Origin of the sequence: Pseudomonas sp. BN414, from assembly GCF_029871275.1 — a bacterium.
In the GTDB taxonomy this organism is placed as follows: Bacteria; Pseudomonadota; Gammaproteobacteria; order Pseudomonadales; family Pseudomonadaceae; genus Metapseudomonas; species Metapseudomonas resinovorans_C.
The window spans coordinates 1-20,200 of record NZ_SSOL01000024.1 but is presented as its reverse complement, the minus strand read 5'-3'; the positions used below and the strand labels follow the sequence as shown (position 1 = coordinate 20,200).

19 protein-coding genes, 1 tRNA gene and 1 pseudogene are annotated in these 20,200 nt (G+C 55.5%); 8 read left to right on the top strand and 13 right to left on the bottom strand.

Annotated elements, in window-relative coordinates:
• Window positions 1–483: 483 nt before the first annotated feature.
• Window positions 484–849: an STAS/SEC14 domain-containing protein gene (locus tag E8E95_RS02450; protein WP_280347835.1), complete on the bottom strand. Its 366-nt coding sequence runs from the start codon at window positions 847–849 to the stop codon at window positions 484–486.
• A 248-nt stretch (window positions 850–1,097) separates the two neighbouring features.
• Between E8E95_RS02450 and E8E95_RS02445 the strand changes: the two genes are divergently transcribed.
• Window positions 1,098–1,238: a hypothetical protein gene (locus tag E8E95_RS02445; RefSeq protein ID WP_280347833.1), complete on the top strand. Its 141-nt coding sequence runs from the start codon at window positions 1,098–1,100 to the stop codon at window positions 1,236–1,238.
• A gap of 47 nt (window positions 1,239–1,285) precedes the next feature.
• Window positions 1,286–1,945, top strand: coding sequence for a hypothetical protein (locus E8E95_RS02440; protein WP_280347831.1), 660 nt, complete (start codon window positions 1,286–1,288; stop codon window positions 1,943–1,945).
• Window positions 1,946–3,075: 1,130 nt separating this feature from the next.
• On the opposite strand, the pseudogene E8E95_RS02435 reads toward E8E95_RS02440, so the two are convergent.
• The 12 genes and pseudogenes from E8E95_RS02435 to thrS form a co-directional block, all read right to left on the bottom strand.
• Window positions 3,076–3,384, bottom strand: a pseudogene (locus tag E8E95_RS02435) (phytanoyl-CoA dioxygenase family protein); the annotation flags it as partial.
• A 721-nt stretch (window positions 3,385–4,105) separates the two neighbouring features.
• On the bottom strand, window positions 4,106–5,248 hold the full coding sequence (locus tag E8E95_RS02430) for a DUF3883 domain-containing protein (RefSeq protein WP_280347829.1): 1,143 nt from the start codon (window positions 5,246–5,248) through the stop codon (window positions 4,106–4,108).
• Between the two features lie 236 nt (window positions 5,249–5,484).
• Window positions 5,485–6,261 carry a hypothetical protein gene (locus tag E8E95_RS02425; RefSeq protein WP_280347827.1) on the bottom strand — a complete coding sequence of 259 codons (777 nt, stop codon included), beginning with the start codon at window positions 6,259–6,261 and terminating at the stop codon, window positions 5,485–5,487.
• 182 nt (window positions 6,262–6,443) lie between these two features.
• Window positions 6,444–6,520, bottom strand: a tRNA-Pro gene (locus E8E95_RS02420).
• A gap of 87 nt (window positions 6,521–6,607) precedes the next feature.
• Entirely contained in the window at window positions 6,608–6,964 is a 357-nt protein-coding gene (locus E8E95_RS02415; RefSeq protein ID WP_016493505.1) for a MerR family transcriptional regulator, read from the bottom strand.
• Entirely contained in the window at window positions 6,945–7,247 is a 303-nt protein-coding gene (gene ihfA, locus E8E95_RS02410) for an integration host factor subunit alpha (RefSeq protein WP_003282572.1), read from the bottom strand. Before ihfA ends, E8E95_RS02415 begins: the two co-directional genes overlap by 20 nt.
• Window positions 7,248–7,250: 3 nt before the next feature.
• On the bottom strand, window positions 7,251–9,629 hold the full coding sequence (pheT, locus tag E8E95_RS02405) for a phenylalanine--tRNA ligase subunit beta (protein WP_280347824.1): 2,379 nt from the start codon (window positions 9,627–9,629) through the stop codon (window positions 7,251–7,253).
• A 177-nt stretch (window positions 9,630–9,806) separates the two neighbouring features.
• Window positions 9,807–10,823 (bottom strand): phenylalanine--tRNA ligase subunit alpha, encoded by a 1,017-nt coding sequence (gene pheS / locus E8E95_RS02400; protein ID WP_077526030.1) that lies wholly within the window; start codon window positions 10,821–10,823, stop codon window positions 9,807–9,809.
• A gap of 94 nt (window positions 10,824–10,917) precedes the next feature.
• Window positions 10,918–11,274 carry a 50S ribosomal protein L20 gene (rplT, locus tag E8E95_RS02395; RefSeq protein WP_016493508.1) on the bottom strand — a complete coding sequence of 119 codons (357 nt, stop codon included), beginning with the start codon at window positions 11,272–11,274 and terminating at the stop codon, window positions 10,918–10,920.
• A 28-nt stretch (window positions 11,275–11,302) separates the two neighbouring features.
• Entirely contained in the window at window positions 11,303–11,497 is a 195-nt protein-coding gene (gene rpmI / locus E8E95_RS02390; protein ID WP_069084432.1) for a 50S ribosomal protein L35, read from the bottom strand.
• A gap of 61 nt (window positions 11,498–11,558) precedes the next feature.
• The gene (gene infC, locus E8E95_RS02385; RefSeq protein WP_179062201.1) at window positions 11,559–12,110 is read right to left on the bottom strand and encodes a translation initiation factor IF-3; all 552 of its coding nucleotides are present in this window, start codon (window positions 12,108–12,110) and stop codon (window positions 11,559–11,561) included.
• Complete coding sequence (thrS, locus tag E8E95_RS02380; RefSeq protein ID WP_280347837.1) at window positions 12,110–14,032, bottom strand: threonine--tRNA ligase; 1,923 nt, start codon at window positions 14,030–14,032, stop codon at window positions 12,110–12,112. The genes infC and thrS overlap by 1 nt, the downstream gene beginning before the upstream one ends.
• 350 nt (window positions 14,033–14,382) lie before the next feature.
• Here thrS and E8E95_RS02375 point away from each other — a divergent pair, with 350 nt between their 5' ends.
• The 6 genes from E8E95_RS02375 (at window position 14,383) to E8E95_RS02350 (ending at window position 20,163) form a co-directional block, all read left to right on the top strand.
• Window positions 14,383–15,339, top strand: a complete 957-nt coding sequence (locus E8E95_RS02375) for a site-specific integrase (protein WP_280347820.1) — start codon at window positions 14,383–14,385, stop codon at window positions 15,337–15,339.
• A 248-nt stretch (window positions 15,340–15,587) separates the two neighbouring features.
• Window positions 15,588–15,854, top strand: a complete 267-nt coding sequence (locus E8E95_RS02370; RefSeq protein ID WP_280347818.1) for a hypothetical protein — start codon at window positions 15,588–15,590, stop codon at window positions 15,852–15,854.
• Window positions 15,855–15,864: 10 nt separating this feature from the next.
• On the top strand, window positions 15,865–16,320 hold the full coding sequence (locus E8E95_RS02365; RefSeq protein ID WP_280347816.1) for a hypothetical protein: 456 nt from the start codon (window positions 15,865–15,867) through the stop codon (window positions 16,318–16,320).
• Window positions 16,317–16,619 carry a hypothetical protein gene (locus tag E8E95_RS02360; protein ID WP_280347814.1) on the top strand — a complete coding sequence of 101 codons (303 nt, stop codon included), beginning with the start codon at window positions 16,317–16,319 and terminating at the stop codon, window positions 16,617–16,619. The genes E8E95_RS02365 and E8E95_RS02360 overlap by 4 nt, the downstream gene beginning before the upstream one ends.
• A 195-nt stretch (window positions 16,620–16,814) precedes the next feature.
• Window positions 16,815–18,266 carry a hypothetical protein gene (locus E8E95_RS02355; RefSeq protein ID WP_280347812.1) on the top strand — a complete coding sequence of 484 codons (1,452 nt, stop codon included), beginning with the start codon at window positions 16,815–16,817 and terminating at the stop codon, window positions 18,264–18,266.
• Between the two features lie 674 nt (window positions 18,267–18,940).
• Window positions 18,941–20,163, top strand: a protein-coding gene (locus E8E95_RS02350; RefSeq protein ID WP_280347810.1) for an IS3 family transposase whose coding sequence is annotated in 2 segments (ribosomal slippage) — window positions 18,941–19,286 and window positions 19,286–20,163 — 1,224 coding nt in all. Because the reading frame shifts where the segments join, the coding sequence is not laid out codon by codon here.
• Window positions 20,164–20,200: the final 37 nt, after the last annotated feature.

Genomic DNA, 20,200 nt, shown 5'->3' with positions numbered 1-20,200 from the left:
GATTCACTCTTCTCGTCAGCGGGAGGCGCATTCTACAGCGTTCAAACTCGCTGTCAACACCTCGATGATCACCTTCATTCACTCCTTTCGGAAGATTGAAGCAGCCAGCACTACCACCGCTGACCGATCACCACTCCCTGCACCTCTATTCAGTTAAGTGCTTGATTTTCAAGCTCTTTCTCTGCTGCGTCGCTGGGAGAGGTGCGCATTATAGGGATGTAGAATCTGCCGTCAACACTTAATTGAAAAGTTTTTGTCACGCCCTCCCGCCACGTACGACGACGCCTTTCTCCCCTTCTTTATATAGATGCGCGAGCTTGGCGCTGGCTGGAGTAATCAACGATGCCCTAATCACCGGCCTGCAGGCTGTTTGTGGGGGCTGCGACCTGATCGAGTGCGGATTCAGCGCCAGCTCGGCCAGGGGTTATGAGAAATAGATGCGCCGCCAGAAGGCGGCGCGATTCAAGCCGAAGCCTGTAGTAATTAGCGCTGTAGCCAAGCTTCGGCTTCAGCGGCCTGCTGTGAACCGAACGCCTTGATCGTCAATCCCGGGATCAGCGCCCCCTCAACCTCGCTCACCTTCCTCACCCATCCCGTGTCAGCCACCACCGCCATGCGATCAAATCGGCGGACCACCTTGAACAGCTGTGGAATGTGAGAGACCTCAACGGCCATGGCGCCAAGCGTCGGCATATCGAATTTGCCTATCCGATAGAGCATTCGGCCGTGGGCGATGCCTTCGGACTGCCGCGACAACTGATTGATCGCATCGCGCATGTCATCGCTATCGAGTTTTCCCGCAAAGTCGACGTCTACGCGGTTCTCGCCATTTCGCATTACCTGGAACATAGGAGCACCTCCATGCAGGAGTGTACTTTTCACGATACGCCGCCTACAGGAAACGACAAGGCGATAACAACAGCATGAAGATTGGCGAACGGACCGAAGCCGAGATGAAGCGGTTGCAGGGAGCAAGGGGAAGCTGGCCCGGGAGGCAGCCATCGCGCAGCAGACCGTTCAACGAATCATAAGGATGAGTCCAAGAGCCCACGCCAAGAGAACAACCATGTGATTTTCAAGGCGTTCAGCTGCGCGTGGTGACGTGGTTGAACCACCTGTTCATCAAGTGCAACCAGGCCCCAAATGCAGACCACTTCAAGCTAATCTCTGACAACGACAGGTACGAGAACCAGACGGCCAAGATCCCGGACGTGATACTCCACGCCAAGGACTACTGATCTGGAATGCCCGAAAGGGTTAAGCCATTGCCGACCAGGACATTGCTATGCGCGCTACTCTGCTGTTTCTCACTGCTGTGCTGATCACTGGCTGTGCGACCGACGCACCGGATGACCTGCCTGCTGCGCCACTTGCGGTTCCCACAGTTTCGCGTACGCAATTGATCGTCAATTTCAAAGCGGGCAACCAGGTGTTCAGGAATGCCCACTGGGATCGGTTCAAAGCCTCGTGGCGTACCGCCATCGAGAAGGAAGCGTCCTCCTACGGGTATTCCGTAACCGAACAGGTTGGTCCCATTACCACCACGTCTACGCCGGGCTTGCTCCTGATAATCAAAGTGGACGACTTCCTCTATGTCTCCGACCCCGAGAGCGATGAGGACGCCTGGGTGGATGCGCGAGTCATCTACCTCGATGCGCAGACCGCCAAGGAATACGGCGAGCGCAGCTACAATACCAATGCCTCTTCCTGGGAAAGCATTTCCGCCGCAATGACTAATGAACAGGTTCAGGCGCTAGCCAAGCGAATGTTCGATGAAATCCGCCCCCCTCACGAAACCTCTCCGAGCGCCCCTCCACCCGCTCCAGCCGCCCAGATTGCGACGGGCCATGAGCAAGGGAAGCAGCAGCAACTGGAGCAGCTCAATCGCGAAAGACTGAATTACGAGGAGTACCAGAAGCGGTATCGGGAGATTGTGGGACAGTGAGCCGTGCGAGAACCAGACGACCATGACCCGTGATTGGCCCAGGCTCCACAGGACGGCAGGTCCATGCGGCAAGGAGCAAGCTGACTTTCTTTATGCGCGAGCCCGCTCACCTGCCGTTTGCGCGGAGCGCTGGCGAATCTGAATCTCGCCGCGTAGGCCCGGACATTACCAACATGTGGCCTCCTCGCTTCCTCGCCAAAGTGTCCACGTGCGAGATTTACACGACAGATGGCCCTGAACGTTTTAGCAGCTGGCGTACTCGGAAGAGGTGTGAGGCAGCGATCAGCGAAGTTCACTGCTGGAATCATCAGACTCGGTCTGGGGCCCCTGCCACAGCTCACTGACCACTGCCTCTCCGGACCGCAGCGCATCTCAATGATCGCTGCGGTTCGCCATTTGAGCCCATCCATTTGAACCATGGCCTCTCCTGCGCCTCTGGCGCGTCGGCATAGTTCGTCATCGCTCCAGCTCATCTCGAGGCCGGCCGTCGCGACCTAGCTCCATCCTCCTCTGAACTCGCCGGCATGGATCGACGGGAAACATGAGGCAATCAGCACTCTGGCCGAAAGGTTGAACGTCTCCGGATGCTCTTGCCTCGAACGGTTGAGGCCACATGAGGCCTCCCTCGAGGTGATATATGAACCCGAACCAAAATCCAAATCAGAAGCCTGGCCAAGGCCAGGAACAAGGCGGACAAGGCGGACAAGGCGGCCATGGGCAAAACCCGAACCAAAATCCACAGAACCCTGGTCGTATGCCGGGTCAAGGTGGCCAGGGAGGCCAAGGTCAAGAGCCTGGACGCCAAGGCGGTCAAAGCCAGAACCCGAACGATCCGCAACGGCAGCAGCCGCGCAACCCTTCAACCGAAGACAAGCCTGACGATTGGGCCAACCCTAACAAGGGCGGTGGACGGCCTTAAAAACCGAGCGAAACAATTCACTCAGAATTCCTGAGTAAACCCTTCGCCCACCTGAGGCCCGGCTATATGCCGGGCTTCTATTGTCGAACGCATACGAAAAAGGCCGGTTCATTTCTGAACCGGCCTTTCTCTGAAAGGGAGTGTGCCTTTCACGATATGCCGCCTGCCGGAAACAACAAGGTGATCACAGGCGGCGTAAAGAACCCACCCGTCATTCCACCCTGGGCCAGAGTACCGGGAACAAGGGGTGGTTCAGCGGCGCTCCGTCAGCGAGCTGGTCGACCAGCCCAGGAAACTCTGGCGAGGTTTTCCAGGCTCGCGGTGCGTGGCGCATGTCATCGCCGAGGAAGCGCAGGGAGAACACCCGCCGACGCCGTTGCCCACCTACCCCACCAGAGGCATGGAGGGTCAACATATGAAAGAACACCGCGTCTCCTGGCTCCAGCTCCCAGCCCAGGATGTCCCATTTACCCCTATCCGCTTCTATATCCGGCAAGTCCGCCAGACTGCTCTCCGGGAAGCCGTGATGACGTAGTTGGTGATTGGCAACGCATATAGCACCACTCCCACACAGAACGTCCAGTTTATCTTGGTGCAGCAAGGCCCTGGAAAAGGGGCAGATTTATTTTTCCTGCTCTAGAAGTTTCTGGGAGTAGGCAGGGTCAGAGTAAAGAAAATAAAACTGTCCACTTCTCGGTCCCCTTTTCGTGGTCCGATTGATTGATTTGTTAGAGCCTTACGCACGTGCTGGGTAGATGTGGTAACGAATGATCCCGGTTCTTTCAATTATAACCCTGCTGCCAACGGACAATGCATGGGATTGGAAAAACTCTCTCACCCAAGAGCGCTTTCTAAAAATCTTCTTGTCACCTGCGATGTCAGTGAATACTGGCTCAGAAATGCCGCAGTGAACCTCCTAATTGGGTGCCAAGCTCGCTTTCATTAGGACCACCAATGGATTCGACTGGAAATAAATCCATGACGCTGGATAGATAAAAGTGGTTGTTGTTAAGGTTCCCTTGTGTGAGTTCAATTACCCGAAATGCCACGGCTTTCTCCTTTGGCTCGAACGATTAAGCTGGCAGGGCTCACAAAAGCGAGGCTTTTGCGAGCCCTGCGCCTTCGAAAAGGGGACAGATTTATTTTCTCTACCCTAAACGTCCGCTTCTGGCCGATTGAAGCCCTTCGCGAGTGGCAATGATGGATCGGAAAGCTGACCCTATTAATTTCATCTACAAGCTCTACCCAAAGTGCTCGCGAAAGCTAGCCCTAAAATCCAGCGGCTTCAGATAGAGCTGCTTCGACAAATCCCCTCGCAAGATGAAGAGCCTGGGGTCGCTGCTGAGCTGAAACACTCGATAGAGATAGAACTGCTCGTCTGCCTCCCGGGAAAACTCCAATTCGTTGTGGCTTAGGACGAATGAGTTAGCAATACCCCCATTCGTGGTCTTTACCTCGATATAGCGATGCAGGTCCTGACTATCGAACGAAAGGATGTCGTAGCCGGTGCCATCACCCCGGTTTTCGGAAATCCAGTCTAGGCGCTGGAAAAGCTCCGGATGACCCATTTCAGTCAATCGGTGCTGTTCGTACCCAACCACCCATTGCTCACCAGACCGACCTAATTTGCGGTTGGCTTCGTCCCGCGCGGCATAGTCGAGCTTGCGTGGCAGGCGCTGGCGAGAAGATGTAGGTAAAACGATCTTCTGCCGTTCCTCCTTGAGAGGCGAGTCGACTAGTACAGCGGAATAGGTCTTCTGAGCTAGAGGCTTCACCTCCTCAAGCGCATCGACGATCTTGCCTACCTCGGCCGGATGCCGAATGACGTAGTCTTGCACAGCCTTGCGCAGCAGCAGCTGGCTATTGCCGCGTGGTTTGTAACCTTGAATGAAAGGCAACCCAAGCCCGGCGAGCACGGCGCTAATGTTCTGGTGCTTCAACTCTACGGATGCCTTGCTGCGTCCATTTAGTCGATTGCGCAAAGCTTCGTTGTGCTGGGACTTGTAGTAGGCCAGACCATCAGCTTCCAGCCGCAGCATTTCAAAGTAGTCCGCGACCGTCGACTGGACCTCTTCTTCCGTCCAGTCTTCGCCAATGCGAATGACCTCAAACCCCATCGACTGGAGCAACGGCACCACCGTCGCTTCGCCGCCCGAGAACGCCTCTGGTCCCAGGGCACCCTGATTGGGGAACTGCTTACCGAAGGCGACGCCGACTATGGCTTCGGAATCGCAGTGTTCTCCGGTCCGAGGATTGCGCACCAGGTAATCCCTGGATTTTCCAAAGCCGTATTGCTTGAGAAAGGTCGCGCGCCCCAGACGTGAAAATTCGTCCATGGCGGCCTGAACGGCTGCAGGACTCTTCAGCAGAGAAAGTTGGGACACTGTCTGCGCATCCTTGCGGTAGATATTCCCCGCAACTTTCAGCCCTGTCCTACGCGAAATCAAGCACTAAAAGTGCCTTTCGCCATCACGTGCTGGAACTCGCGCTCTCTTCGCCGCCCCACCTGATCCGACGAATACGCCAAAGCTAGTGGCCATCTGACTAGTGCGAGGGAGCACCTGAGGGCGCGACTCGAGTAACTCTTCCGCACTGCGGCCGCCACTACGCCGGCACGCGACTACTTTTCGGACTGAGCGGCGAGCCCATCGGCAGGAACAAAGATCCAGCCCTCTCTTTCGGGCGCATCAGCACAAGGCTGCCCGAGTAGCTCCGGCTGGAAGTTGAATACCCAGGCGATCAGAGCACAGGCCAACGCATCCCACTGATCGACATGCCCCAGGTGCGGTGGACGACCATAGAATTGCAGCAAATCACGCATCACCGTCGAGCGCTTACCAGAGGCTGGGTAGGCCTCGATAACGCGTAGATGCTGGTTGTCCGTCCACACGCCACAGCGCTCTATGTAGGGCGCGAAGCGGGCGAGCACATGCATGCCCTTGGTCGCCTGGCTACCGATCATGTCCTTGACTGCCGAGAGCGGGCTAAGCCCCCGCTCGAAGAGGAAGCGCTCGGTATGCCGGAACAGATAAGGGTTGCTAGAAGAGTTCTCGATCGGGCCGGTCGCCCTACCCTGCATGATCAGATCAATGAAGGCGCTGGAGAATCCAAGTGGCGTATCGATAGCCAACACCACAGGCGTCCCACTGAAGCCGGTGGAATCCAGCTCACACAGCTCAAGAAGCTTGGCAATGAACTCTGATGTATTGCCTGACTGGTTGATGCATCTGCGCAGATTGCCGCGCCAGGGCTTTCCCTGGATCTGGCGCTGGGAATCAATCACCACCAGGGCGTCTCGACTGGCGGGGTTCTTGTCGCAGTTCCAGCCACCGACATCCCAGCCGATGAAGATCGGAGATACATCAGTGGTAAGAGGCATGTCTTCGCTTTCGAGCATTTTCGACGTCCCATCAAGCGCTCGCCCATTGCCCGCAGAAAGACTGGAAGCGCTGACTTCACCAATGAATAAAGAACTCGCGGTAAACCGGCATTACTCAGCTTTGCGTCTAAGTCCTTGCGTGGCCAAATTACGCATACGAAAAAGGCCGGTTCATTTCTGAACCGGCCTTTCTCTGAATATGGTCGGGACGGAGTGATTCGAACACTCGACCCCTTGCACCCCATGCAAGTGCGCTACCAGGCTGCGCTACGCCCCGACGTTTTGTAGCTCGCTCCGGATCACCGGAAGCGGAGCGAACTATATCTTAAGCTTTTGAATTGTGGAAGGTTTTTTTCAAAAAAATTCACTTCCGCAAAACATGGAGGACGTCCTCGAGCTCGGCGATCATCTGGCGGATGAGTTGCTTGTACTGAGTGGTGTCTTCCTTGGCTTCGTCCCCGGAGAGGCGCTGGCGCGCCCCGCCGATGGTGAAGCCTTGATCGTACAAAAGCGCACGGATCTGCCGAATCATCAGCACATCCTGACGCTGGTAGTAACGCCTGTTCCCGCGCCGCTTTACTGGGTTGAGCTGGGGAAATTCCTGCTCCCAATAACGCAGCACGTGGGGCTTGACCGCGCAGAGTTCACTAACTTCGCCAATAGTGAAGTATCGCTTGCCTGGAATGGGCGGCAGCTCGTCGTTATGACTTGGTTCCAGCATAAGCTTCGACCCTGGCTTTGAGTTTCTGCCCTGGACGGAAAGTGACCACACGGCGAGCCGTGATCGGGATTTCCTCTCCTGTCTTCGGGTTTCGGCCAGGCCGCTGACGCTTATCGCGCAAGTCGAAATTGCCGAACCCGGACAACTTCACCTGTTCGTTGTGCTCCAGCGCCTGACGGATTTCCTCGAAGAACAGCTCCACCAATTCCTTGGCTTCCCGTTTATTCAGGCCAAGCTCTTCATAAAGACGTTCAGCCATCTCAGCTTTCGTCAGAGCCCCCATACGCTACTTCCTTAACGTGGCATTGAACCTGTCTTCCAGCGAGGTGACGATGTTTTGCGTTGTGTTGTTCACCTCATCGTCAGTAAGAGTGCGCGATGGATGCTGCCAGGTCAAGCCGACCGCCAAGCTTTTTCTAAGCGGATCAATGCCTTTACCGTGATACACGTCAAATAGCCTGAGGTCAGTCAGCCATTCACCCGCAGCCTCACGGATGGTGGCGAGTACCGACTCGGCGGCAACGTCGCGATCCACCAGCAGGGCAAGGTCGCGGCGCACTTCAGGGAAGCGCGACAGCTCGCTGAACTTCGGCAGCTTGCCTTGCATTACTTCCGCCAGTACCAGCTCGAACATGTAGACCGGCTGATCCAGGTCCAGGGCCTTGGCGAGTTCCGGATGCAGCGCACCGAGGAAACCTACCAGGCGCCCTTCTCTTTCGATGCGGGCGGTCTGGCCCGGATGCAGAGCAGGATGCTCACCCGCTACGAAGCTGAAGGCACCCAGGTCGCCAGCGGCACCGAGGATGGCCTCTACATCCGCCTTGGCGTCATAGAAATCGACGGCATCACGACCGTTGGACCAACTTACCGGCAGACGGGAACCGCAGATCACACCCGCGAGCATGGGCTCCTGTTTCAGGCCTTCGAGTTGGCCAACGAAACGCAGGCCACTTTCGAACAGACGAACACGGGACTGCTGGCGGTTGAGGTTGTGCTGCAGGGCACTGACCAGGCCCGGCCACAGCGAAGAACGCATGGCGGCCATGTCGGCGGAGATGGGGTTGGCCAGCATCAGCGGCTTCACGCCCGGATTGAACAGCTCGAACAACTTCGGATCGATGAAGCTGTAGGTGATGGCTTCGTGGTAACCACGAGCCACCAGCAGGCGACGCAGAGCCGGCAGCTCGACGGCACCTTCGGCGCGTGCACGCGGGGCCAGACGGGCTTGCGGGTAGCGAACCGGCAGACGGTTGTAGCCGTAGAGGCGACCCAGCTCTTCGATCAGGTCCACTTCCAGGCTGATGTCGAAGCGGTGGCTCGGCACCTCAACGCGCCATTGGCCAGCGCCGTCCGCAGTCACTTTCAGGTCCAGCGCAGTCAGCAGGCGCTCGACTTCGGCCGGGTCCATTTCCATGCCCAGCATCTGGGTGATGCGCTCGGCACGCAGGGTAACCGGCGCTACGTTCGGCAGGCTTTCCTGGTTGACGGCTTCGATGATCGGACCAGCTTCGCCGCCGACGATCTCCAGCAACAGGCCAGTGGCACGCTCCATGGCTTCGCGAGCCAACTGGAAGTCCACGCCACGCTCGAAGCGGTGCGACGAGTCGGTGTGCAGGCCATAGGAACGGGCCTTGCCGGCAACGGCGATGGTGTCGAAGAACGCCGCTTCGAGGAACAGGTCGCGGGTCTTGTCGCTGACGCCGCTGTGCTCGCCACCCATCACGCCGGCGATGGCCAGGGCGCGAGTGTGGTCGGCGATGACCAGAGTGTCGGGACGCAGGGTGACTTCCTGGCCGTCCAGAAGGACGAGTTTCTCGCCCTCCCCCGCCATGCGTACACGGATGCCGCCATTGATTTCGGCGAGATCGAACGCGTGCATGGGCTGGCCGAGTTCGAGCATCACGTAGTTGGTGATGTCGACGGCAGCATCGATGGAACGCACTTCGGAACGACGCAGGCGCTCGACCATCCACAGCGGAGTCGGGCGGGACAGGTCGACATTGCGGATCACGCGACCCAAGTACCGCGGGCACGCAGCCGGGGCGGTCACTTCAACCGGACGCACTTCGTCATGGGCCGGAGCCACGGCAGCAATTTGCAGACGAGTGACCGGGGCGGCATAGAGTGCGCCCACTTCGCGAGCGAGGCCGGACATGCTCAGGCAGTCACCGCGGTTCGGGGTCAGGCCCAGCTCGATGATCACGTCATCCAGGCCCAGGTAGGCACGAATGTCCTGGCCTACCGGCGCATCGGCAGCCAGCTCCATCAGACCGTCGTGGTCATCGCTGATCTGCAGTTCGGAAGCCGAGCAAAGCATGCCGTTGGACTCAACGCCGCGCAGCTTGGCCTTCTTGATCTTGAAGTCGCCCGGCAGCTCGGCACCGATCACGGCGAAGGGAATCTTCAGGCCAGGGCGCACGTTAGGCGCGCCGCACACAACCTGGAGGGTCTCACTGCCGTTGCTCACCTGGCAGACGCGCAGCTTGTCGGCGTCCGGGTGTTGTTCGGTGCTCAGCACCTCGCCCACGACCACACCGCTGAAGGCACCCGCTACCGGAGTAACGCTGTCGACTTCGAGACCAGCCATGGACAGACGAGCGACCAGCTCATCACGGGAAACCTGCGGGCTGACCCAGCTCCGCAGCCAGTGTTCACTGAATTTCATCCTCTTCTCCTAGAGCCTGCTCAACGCCTGCTGCGCGTCGGCTCTGCTGCGTTAAAAGCAGGCTCAAAATGCTCATTTACAACGCGTAAACTGCGCTTTTTCGCCTGCTTTTGCCTTGCATAGCGCTAGCTCGCAAGGCGTTGAAACAGGCTCTGGATTCGTTTCGGACGCTGCGACCTAGCGGAATTGCGCGAGGAAGCGCAGGTCGTTGTCGAAGAACAGGCGCAAGTCGTTGACGCCATAGCGCAGCATGGCCAAGCGCTCTACGCCCATGCCGAAGGCGAAGCCCTGGTACTTCTCCGGATCGATGCCGGACATGCGCAGCACGTTCGGGTGCACCATGCCGCAACCCATCACTTCCAGCCAGCCGGTCTGCTTGCACACGCGGCAGCCTTTGCCGGAGCACATGACGCACTGCATGTCGACTTCGGCCGACGGCTCGGTGAAGGGGAAGAAGGAGGGACGGAAACGCACGCCGAGGTCCTTCTCGAAGAACACGCGCAGGAACTCTTCGATGGTGCCCTTGAGGTCGGCGAAGCTGATGCCTTCGTCTACCAGCAGGCCTTCGACCTGGTGGAACATCGGCGAGTGGGTGATATCCGAGTCACAGCGGTAGACGCGGCCGGGGCAGACGATGCGGATCGGCGGCTGCTGCGACTCCATGGTGCGGACCTGTACCGGAGAAGTATGGGTACGCAGCAGCATGTTCGCGTTGAAATAGAAGGTGTCGTGCATTGCCCGGGCCGGGTGGTGGCCGGGAATGTTGAGCGCTTCGAAGTTGTGATAGTCGTCTTCGACCTCGGGGCCTTCGGCGATGCCGTAGCCTATCCGAGTGAAGAACTGCTCGACCCGCTCCAGGGTACGAGTCACCGGATGCAGGCCACCGGAGGCCTGACCGCGACCCGGCAGGGTCACGTCGATACGTTCGGCCGCGAGCTTGGCGGTCAGGGCAGCCTGCTCAAGCGACTCTTTACGGGTGTTCAAGGCATCCTGAACGCGCTCCTTGGCGGCGTTGATCAGGGCGCCGACCTTGGGACGCTCTTCAGCCGGCAAATCGCCCAGGGTCTTCATCACCTGGGTCAGCTCGCCTTTCTTGCCAAGGTAGTGAACGCGAATCTGCTCCAGGGCATTCACGTCTTCAGTTTGCTGCACGGCCTCAAGCGCTTGCGAGACCAGCGCATCCAGATTTTCCATTTACTGACTCCAGATACGAAATAGGGGAAGAGCGCAAGGCCCTTCCCCTATCGGTGACGTTTAGCACCGGGCAAGCCCGGTGATTGTCGGGGACTTAAGCCAGAACGGCCTTAGCTTTCTCGACAATCGCAGCAAACGCCGCTTTTTCGTTCACTGCCAGGTCGGCCAGAACCTTACGGTCGATCTCGATGGCCGCTTTTTTCAGGCCAGCGATCAGGCGGCTGTAGGACAGACCGTTCTGACGAGCACCAGCGTTGATACGAGCGATCCACAGAGCGCGGAACTGACGCTTGCGCTGACGGCGGTCACGGTAGGCGTATTGGCCAGCCTTGATTACCGCCTGCTTGGCAACGCGGAACACGCGGCTGCGTGCGCCGTAGTAGCCTTTGGCGAGTTTCAGAATCTTTTTGTGACGCTTACGAGCGATGACGCCACGCTTAACACGAGCCATGAGTAATTTCCTCTAGAATCTTGACCGATTAACGAACGCGCAGCATGCGCTCTACTTTGCGGACGTCAGACGGGTGCACCTGGGTGCAACCGCGCAGCTGACGCTTACGCTTGGTAGTCATTTTGGTCAGGATGTGGCTCTTGAAAGCGTGCTTGTGCTTGAAGCCGGAAGCAGTCTTCTTGAAGCGCTTCGCAGCACCGCTCTTGGTTTTCATCTTTGGCATGTTCGGATACTCCGCATTCAATCAATACATATAACCGCAAGGCCTGCCAGTGCCCTGGGGGTTATTTTCGCTTTTTGGGGGCGATGACCATCATCAGCTGGCGTCCTTCCAGCTTAGGATGCTGTTCTACGGTGCCGAATTCGGCGAGGTCGGCTTCGACCCGCTTCAACAGCTCCATACCCAGCTCCTGGTGGGCCATCTCACGACCGCGGAATCGCAGGGATACCTTGGCCTTGTCCCCATCACTAAGGAAACGTACCAGGTTGCGTAGTTTTACCTGGTAATCCCCTTCTTCCGTCCCTGGACGAAACTTGATTTCTTTAATCTGCTGCTGGTGCTGGTTCTTCTTCGCTGCCGCAGCCTGCTTCTTCTTCTCGAAGAGGTGTTTGCCGTAATCCATGATCCGGCAAACAGGCGGCACGGCATCGGCAGAAATCTCTACCAGATCCAGCTTGGCTTCTTCAGCAGCGCGAAGCGCTTCATCAATCGAGACGACGCCAATCTGCTGGCCGTCAGCACCAATCAACCGCACCTCACGAGCCGAGATATTCTCGTTGATCGGGGCCTTCGGTTGAGTCCGCTTGTCCTGTCTCATTTCACGCTTAATAGTGATTACTCCAATTCTTGGCGACCACGCCGGGAAACCGCTTGTGCGAGCGTCTCAGAGAAGCTTTCGAGGGGCATGGAACCCAGGTCGACACCCTCGCGGGTGCGCACAGCAACGGATCGAGTCTCAACCTCCCGGTCTCCAATAACCAAGAGATAGGGAACCTTGAGCAAAGTATGCTCGCGGATTTTAAAGCCGATTTTTTCGTTTCTCAAGTCGGACTTGGCACGGAAACCGCTTTCGTTGAGAACGCGCTCGACTTCGACAGCGAAATCGGCCTGCTTGTCGGTGATATTCATGATCACCGCCTGGGTCGGCGCCAGCCAGGCAGGGAACGCGCCCGCGTAGTGTTCGATCAGCATACCGATGAAGCGCTCGAAGGATCCGAGGATCGCGCGGTGCAACATCACCGGGCGCTTACGGTTGTTATCTTCGGCGATATAGCTGGCATCCAGCCGCTCCGGCAGGTTCGGATCGTACTGCAGAGTACCGCACTGCCAGTTACGGCCGAGGCAATCCTTCAGGGTGAATTCGATCTTCGGACCATAGAACGCCCCCTCGCCCGGCTGGTATTCCCACTCCAGACCAGACTCGTTCAGCGCATCCGCCAGGGCACCTTCGGCACGATCCCACAGCTCGTCGGAACCTACCCGCTTGACCGGACGAGTGGACAATTTCATCGAGATATCGACGAAGCCGAAGTCTTTGTAGACCTGCAGGGTCAGCTTGATGAAGTCAGCCGCCTCCTTCTTCACCTGATCCTCGGTGCAGAAGATGTGCGCATCGTCCTGGGTGAAACCGCGAACGCGCATGATGCCGTGCAGGGCGCCGGACGGCTCATTGCGGTGGCAGGCACCGAACTCCGCCAGACGCAGCGGCAGATCACGATAGGACTTCAGGCCCTGGTTGAAGATCTGGACGTGGCACGGGCAGTTCATCGGCTTGACCGCGTAATCACGGCTTTCCGACGAAGTGGTGAACATGTTCTCGGCGTAGTTCGACCAGTGGCCCGAACGTTCCCACAGAATGCGATCGACGACCTGGGGAGTGCGCACCTCTACATAGCCGTGGTCACGCTGGACCTTGCGCATATACTGCTCGAGCACCTGATAGACGGTCCAGCCGCTCGGATGCCAGAACACCATGCCCGGCGCTTCTTCCTGCAAATGGAACAGGTCCAACTGCTTGCCAATACGGCGATGGTCACGCTTTTCAGCTTCCTCGATGCGCTGAACATAGGCAGCCAGCTGCTTCTTGTCAGCCCAAGCGGTACCATACACGCGCTGCAGCTGCTCGTTCTTCGAGTCGCCGCGCCAGTAGGCGCCAGAAATCTTGGTCAGCTTGAATGCTTTAAGGAAGCGAGTATTCGGCACGTGCGGGCCACGGCACATGTCCACGTACTCCTCATGGAAGTACAGGCCCATGGCCTTCTCGTCAGGCATGTCATCGACCAGGCGAAGCTTGTATTCCTCGCCACGCGCCTTGAACAGCTCGATGACCTCGGCCCGCGGAGTCATCTTCTTGATGACGTCGTAGTCCTTCTCGATCAGCTCAGCCATACGCTTTTCGATGGCCGCCATATCTTCTGGCGTAAAGGGCCGCTCGAAGGCGATGTCGTAATAGAAGCCTTCTTCGATGACCGGACCGATCACCATCTTGGCGGTCGGATAGAGCTGCTTGACCGCATGGCCGACCAGGTGCGCGCAGGAGTGGCGAATGATCTCGAGCCCGTCTTCGTCCTTGGGGGTCACAATCTGCAGCGAGGCATCGTCTTCGATCAGATCGCAAGCATCTACCAGCTTGCCGTTGACCTTGCCGGCCAAGGTTGCCTTGGCCAGGCCCGCACCGATGGACTGAGCCACTTCGAGTACGGATACAGGTTTATCGAAAGTACGCTGACTGCCGTCAGGAAGAGTGATGATGGGCATGGCGCCTCCTCTCCTAGTGGTGACCTCTACCAAAGGCCACATGGGTTGGGATGAGCCAGTACGCGATTCGGTGGTATGCCCGCCATACGGAAGCAGGAGCCTTGCAGCCAACCAGAGCCGAACCAGAGTCACTGGAGGTAATGAAGAGCGGGATGCTTGCAGAAAGCCTGAGCCCCGACAAGCGCCCAATAAAAAAGGGTCACCTGAGTGACCCTTTTTATCGAATTTGGTAGGCACAATTGGACTCGAACCAACGACCCCCACCATGTCAAGGTCACTGCAAAGCGGGCGCGGAGTATACACACCAAGGCCCCTAGAGAACACCCATTCACTTCTCTAGAGGCTCCATCATGGCAACGCTACGTCAACTCTCCTCAGGCAACTGGAACGCCCAGGTCCGCATCAAGGGTCAACCCGCTCAATCCAAAACCTTCCCCACCCAAGAGGCAGCCCAGCATTGGGCTAAGCAGCTTGAGGCAGTCACCAAGCAACACAAAACCCACACCATCTACACATTGGGCATGACCTACTGTGACTCACGCCTAAAGGGTAAAGGCAGCTACTACCACGCGTTACAACTGGTAGAACAGCTAGGAGCAGCCTTCCCTCAACCTCTCGATGAAATCACCCCTCAGCAAATAAACGACTTCAAGCTGAGACGCCTTAAGACGGTGAAGCCTGCCACCTGTAGGACTCAGCTAGCGTTCATGTCCCGATGCTTCCGCTTTGCCAAGCGTGAGCTACTGATTGACGTTGCCAATCCGCTTTCAGAGATAGCCCTCCCCCAAGCATCCAAGGCCAGTGACAAGGTAGTGAGCCAAGGAGAGCTAATGCTCATCCTCAATGAGCTATCCCCCACCATGCGATTAATCACTGAGCTGGCTTATGAAACCGCTATGAGGCGCTCAGAGATAGTCATGCTCACGACTGATTGCGTACACCTTGAGGAACGCATAGCGGATGTTATCGACGGTAAGAATGGAACTAGGTCAGTCCCTCTTACAATGCGTGCTGTAGAGCTTCTACAAGAGGCCATGAAGCGAGCTAGAGCTAAGCGCATACCAGAAGGAAGGCTATTCCATGTCACCCCTCACAGCGTCTCTACAGCGGTTAGAAGGGCTAGAGAGAAAGCCAATCTTGACGACACTGTAAGACTCCATCAGCTACGCCATACGAGAATTACCAACGTAGCCAAGAAGGGATTTAACAACGCTCAAATCATGGTTGTGTCTGGTCACAGGGATACTAGGTCTGTAGCTAGGTACTCTCACCTGAATGCTAAAGACGTAATCCACCTCATCGATTAAGCGCTTCACAAGCCCACCAGAAGGCCTTAGGGACACCACAACCTAGGGCCTTTTTTTCGCCTCAAGAAAATAAATCCAACCCTCGCTTAGACAATCAAATCCAATTCTCAGTATAAGTAGTATATGAATCACAAATCAGGAAGAACAGAAGTTCACCATACAACCAAAAAGGAGAAAGCATTATGCAATGAGTCAATCTAGCAATTATCAATAGAAAGCAAAAAGCACAAACAAAGGAAACAGAAATCATGTTCACAATAGAAGACGTTATAAATCTACGCAACAAAGGTCTAAAGACAGCCTCATCAAAGATCATATATTTAATGATTCGAAACAATACAAACGAAGAAGGGTGGTCAACCATTAGCACCAGCGAATTCTCAGCAGCAACTAGCCTTACAGTGAGGGCGGTTTTTAAGGTGCTTGGAAAACTTAAAGCTTGCGGACTCATCGAACAAAACCCAAACAAAGAACACCCAAATAGTATCAACCAATTTCGAATTATCGAACTGTAAGGAACTCACTATGACCAAGACTATCAACCCCCAAGACATCTTTGAGCTTTCCAAATTTACCGGACGCTCCCCTTCTGAAATTCTAGATATCGCTCAACGTGAAGGATGGGAGATTACAGATAGCGCACCTATTCAATCTAGCCAAGCTTCTTCCCCTCAACGGACTAGCGTCATGAATGACCCTGCCGGGGCAGTGGCAATGATGCGACAACTCAGAGAGGAAACCGTTAAGCGTCTCTATCAATCTGATCCAGGAATTAGAGAGGGTATTGACGCACAAATGGCCATTGAAGCTAGCAAGGGCAAGAAGACCATCCAGTCCAATTTCAATTACGACGAGCAAGGTAATCTCTTTGGCGTTAAGGAATCCGTAGTGACTGGCGCAAACGCTACAGTTAAAAATCAGACTGAGCTTATGAAAGAGATTAAGAAGAACATCTACAAACAATATGGGGTGACAGAGTGAGCCTGAAAGAGCTCTATCGCTCCGAAGGTGAAGCCTTGTATCTAGCTGAGCGTAAAGCACAAGCTCAAGAGAAAGCAGCAGCTATAGCCATTAAGAATGCAATGCTTATTGGAGAGATCAAGGAATACAAGGGAGTACGCTATCAAATGAATCAGCGAGGGAATTATGAATGCTTGGACCTTCCACCTCTTAGCGGGCTTGATGGTGCTTTTACTTCCGCTCTGATTCTCCACTCCATCATTGATAATATGGAAGCTGATGGAACACTCCCAAAAACAAAGGTAAAGAGCGATAAGTAAATTTCTCTATGGCTGGGTAGTTACCCTCCTCTGCTTCATCAGCATCTCAGCCATTCTAACCCTCGCTACAACCCTCCTAATACTCCTTCTGCAAGCTTTTATAAGCCACCCCTAGCCAACCCCATGGCATGGCTTCTATTGCCTCTTATACGCGCTCATAGGAGCTTGCAGAGCCACATTAAAGAACAAGGAAACATGAACAATAAGAACATTTACTTCAACTCCGCTCTTCCTGGCAAAGGCAAGACAGAAGCATTCATCCAAGAGATCGACAATCAACCGTATTTTATCAAGCGCATTGTTTATGCCAGCGCAACAAAGGTGCTAGCCAACTCTGTTCGCAAACGAATTGAAAGCAGAGAACTACCACTCCTTGAGCTGAATTCGTCAACCATCAGAAACAAACCAATATCCTATGCTGTAGAAGAAGCTCTTCTTGAACTTGACCCCAAGGTTCTACTAATCACTCACAAAACCTTGGCAGCTATCGACCATAGCTTTTTAGAAGGCTGGGAAGTATACATTGACGAAGACCCAGCCATTGAAGAGCTGCGTGAATTCTCAGTAGGTGAGTCAAAGTATGAAACCCACTTTGAGAAGTACGCCGTAGCAGCAGAGGGAAATGAGCTACTCCTAAACCTTGCGAACAAGCATGAAGCCAGACTGGTCTATCAGGAAGGCCGAGACGAGGAGCGGGAGGACAACCTCACTGTCTTCCTAGGCGCCCTACTGAGCGACAAGCACAAGGTGTACGCCACCAAGCACACCTCCAAGAGGAAGCGAGGAGCTAACGAATGGCGCGTACGGATCGTAGGGCTTACGGACTACACAGGCATCTATGATAACGCCAAGAAAACCACCTTCCTTGGCAGCAACATTCATAAAGGCCTTGCTCTCAGCCTAGCGAAACAGAAGGGATACAGCCTGATTGACTCAACAAAAGGAGCATCGTACGCCAATTGCCCAGTGATACTCCCGCTGGTGAACGCCGATTACAACAGCAAGTTTATGATGTACATGGACCCGATTACCGGCAAACAAAGTGAGAGCTGGGAGCCAGGTAACTTTGGGGAAATAATGTTCCATCAAGCAATGCGAGCTATTGGAGAGAGAAAGGCAATCATTGCAGCTCACTCCTACATGGACCTACCGTTTAATCAGTATCCAAATCTCGCTGTAGTACCGATGGACTGCCGTGGACTAAATGACTACTCAGACTACGACTGCTCAATCAGCCTTATACATGGAAACCCATCCCCTTCTGAAGAAGCAAGCAGAAAGGATTTGGCAAAAATTGCTGAGGTTGATTACGAGGTAGTTAACGACGCACTTGATTGGAGACGCCTCAATGACGCTAACCTTCAAATCATGGCTCGAGTCAAGATTAGAATCAATGACAATACAGAACAGACCTATCACATCGTTCCTACATACGGCGATGCTAGACGATTGATCTTTGAAATTGGCTCCACTTGCATCATCGATAAAAGCTACATGATGGAACCACCAAAGTCTGAGGCAAAACGCAGTCAGGAGTACAAAATCCAAATTGCCAATGAGCTAAAGTCTAGCGGTCTTAGTAATCGTAAAATCGCTGAAAAGATGGGTGTTAGCAATAGCACTGTAGGCTTATGGTTGAAAGCTTAACTGTGCGAATCTGGCTAGAAGTCTCTAGCTAAAATCGCACACTCTTCTTAACGTTCGCTACGCTCACACCAGATTACTCGCAGTAATTTCTTAACGCTCGAAAAGAAGGAGTGATGGTTAGGACTAAACCGACATACGTCGGGATACACCTAACTATGGCGAGTAGTTAACGCTCTTGCTCTACCCCTTCCGGGAGGAAAGCCTACCCGGCTTGAGGGACCACCACTACCTACTCCTAACAATAACAAATTAACCGAACTATCTTCGATAGGTATTGTTAACTATCGTTAACTGAATGTTAATTGACGCCTGCCGGCAGCAGAAGCAACGCCCTACCGGGCTTTACGCTCGAAAGGATAAGAGCAAGATCAAAAGCATCACCCCTAACACTCCCGACATACGTCGGCATACTTATTACTAACAAAAGGCAAATATCAATGACCACTCATAGCGAAGCTATAACCATACCAGTAGACGGAAAACAGAAATACATTGAAGCGTACTCCCATAGTCTTCTAGCGAAGGAATGGGGAATTAGTCTGATTACGCTAGACACTCATGCCAAGGAGAACGCTTGGGATATTGAACACAAGCTCTATTGGCATGAACGAGCCCCTTGAAACACAGGACACCGTTTCCCCCTTACCATAAGGGATAGGCAAACGACTGTGTTTATGACTACCAGCAAAGACAAAACCATCGAAGTGCTCGGCCAGGAGCGGCGTCGCCGCTGGAGCGTCGAGGAAAAACTGGCCATGGTGCGCGAGAGTCTCGAGCCCGGGCAAAGCGTCTCGGTGGTGGCCCGGCGCAACGGCATCAACCCCAACCAACTGTTCCACTGGCGCAAGCTCTACCAGGACGGCAGCCTCTCGGCGGTCAGTGCCGGTGAAGCGGTGGTGCCCGCCTCCGAGTTGGCCGATGCCCTCAAGCAGATCCGCGAACTGCAACGGATGCTGGGCAAGAAGACCATGGAGGCCGAGATCCTCAAGGAAGCGGTGGAGATCGCCCGCTCGCGAAAATGGATTGCGCACTCACCCTTGTTGCCGGGGGACGACCAGTGAAGGCGGTCAGTGAGAGTCTCGGTGTGGCGCGCTCGCAATTGACGGCTCGACTCAAACAACCCGCTCCAGGGCTGCGGCCTCGTCGGCGCCGAGCGTTCAACGATGTGACCTTGGTCGAGCAGATCCAGCAGGCAGTCGGCGCCCTGCCCAGCTATGGCTATCGTCGGATCTGGGGTCTGTTGCGTCGGCAGCATGAGCAACAGGCCCTGCCACCGGTCAACGTGAAGCGGGTTTACCGCGTCATGCGTGATCACGATCTGTTGCTGGAACGCCGTCGCAAGCAGCCGGGTGTGGCGCGGCGTCACGAAGGTCGTGTCGCCGTGGATACAAGCAACACCCGCTGGTGTTCGGATGGCTTCGAGTTCCGCTGCGAGGATGGTGACAAACTGCGCGTGACCTTCGCTCTGGACTGCTGCGACCGCGAAGCCATCAGTTGGGTGGCCAGCCCACACGGCTACAGTGGCGACGATGTCCGCGACGTGATGCTGGAAGCCGTCGAGCAACGCTTCGGTAGCGAGCTGCCTGCGTCGCCGGTGCAATGGCTGAGCGATAACGGCTCGGCCTATACCGCCGAACAGACCCGGGTCTTTGCCCGGCAGATCGGCCTGCTACCTCTGACAACACCGGTGTGCAGCCCACAGAGCAACGGGATGGCGGAGAGCTTCGTGAAGACCATGAAGCGCGACTATATCCGCCACATGCCCAAGCCCGATCGAGCGACGGCCCTGCGCAACCTGGCCATCGCCTTCGAGCATTACAACGAGGAACATCCGCACAGCGCACTGAACTACCGCTCACCTCGGGAGTTCAGACGCTTGGCTGAGGCATCAACTTAACGGGGTACCGGTGTCCGGTTTGATAGGGGCAAGTCCA

Bases quoted from the DNA above. Each gene is read 5' to 3' on its own strand.
- rpmI (WP_069084432.1), bottom strand. From the start codon at position 11,497: ATGCCAAAGATGAAAACCAAGAGCGGTGCTGCGAAGCGCTTCAAGAAG.
- thrS (WP_280347837.1), bottom strand. From the start codon at position 14,032: ATGCCCATCATCACTCTTCCTGACGGCAGTCAGCGTACTTTCGATAAA.
- E8E95_RS02440 (WP_280347831.1), top strand. From the start codon at position 1,286: ATGCGCGCTACTCTGCTGTTTCTCACTGCTGTGCTGATCACTGGCTGT.
- pheT (WP_280347824.1), bottom strand. From the start codon at position 9,629: ATGAAATTCAGTGAACACTGGCTGCGGAGCTGGGTCAGCCCGCAGGTT.
- rplT (WP_016493508.1), bottom strand. From the start codon at position 11,274: ATGGCTCGTGTTAAGCGTGGCGTCATCGCTCGTAAGCGTCACAAAAAG.
- pheS (WP_077526030.1), bottom strand. From the start codon at position 10,823: ATGGAAAATCTGGATGCGCTGGTCTCGCAAGCGCTTGAGGCCGTGCAG.
- E8E95_RS02450 (WP_280347835.1), bottom strand. From the start codon at position 849: ATGTTCCAGGTAATGCGAAATGGCGAGAACCGCGTAGACGTCGACTTT.
- E8E95_RS02375 (WP_280347820.1), top strand. From the start codon at position 14,383: ATGGCAACGCTACGTCAACTCTCCTCAGGCAACTGGAACGCCCAGGTC.
- E8E95_RS02370 (WP_280347818.1), top strand. From the start codon at position 15,588: ATGTTCACAATAGAAGACGTTATAAATCTACGCAACAAAGGTCTAAAG.
- E8E95_RS02415 (WP_016493505.1), bottom strand. From the start codon at position 6,964: ATGCTGGAACCAAGTCATAACGACGAGCTGCCGCCCATTCCAGGCAAG.
- E8E95_RS02365 (WP_280347816.1), top strand. From the start codon at position 15,865: ATGACCAAGACTATCAACCCCCAAGACATCTTTGAGCTTTCCAAATTT.
- E8E95_RS02425 (WP_280347827.1), bottom strand. From the start codon at position 6,261: ATGCTCGAAAGCGAAGACATGCCTCTTACCACTGATGTATCTCCGATC.
- E8E95_RS02355 (WP_280347812.1), top strand. From the start codon at position 16,815: ATGAACAATAAGAACATTTACTTCAACTCCGCTCTTCCTGGCAAAGGC.
- ihfA (WP_003282572.1), bottom strand. From the start codon at position 7,247: ATGGGGGCTCTGACGAAAGCTGAGATGGCTGAACGTCTTTATGAAGAG.